A 262-nucleotide genomic window follows, 5' to 3' on the forward strand; every position below is an offset into this window, starting at 1 on the left:
CAGCCCCACCCACAGCAGCTGCAGCCGGCCGAGCGCGTCCAGGCGCCGGCGCAGCTCCTCCAGCGCGCTGTCCTGGTAGGCGCGCATGGCCTTGAGGTCGTAGCCCACGCGCACACCGCCCAGGCGCTGCTGGCCGATCTTGATCGGCGCCGACACGTCGAAGGTGTTTTCGCTCCACTGCCCCAGCAGCGCCGGCGCGGCGACGATGCGCGCGGCCAGCGGGTCGTCCATGCGCTTGCCGTAGCTGGGGATTTCTTCGCTG

The 262-nt window shown here is 71.8% G+C and carries 1 protein-coding gene; it reads right to left on the reverse strand.

Going from position 1 to position 262, the window contains the following annotated elements:
• Positions 1-262 (reverse strand): hypothetical protein (locus HKX41_11970; GenBank protein NNC24851.1); only part of this gene is annotated, 262 nt, incomplete at both ends.

Source organism: Salifodinibacter halophilus, assembly GCA_012999515.1.
GTDB classification, from domain to species: Bacteria; Pseudomonadota; Gammaproteobacteria; order Nevskiales; family Salinisphaeraceae; genus Salifodinibacter; species Salifodinibacter halophilus.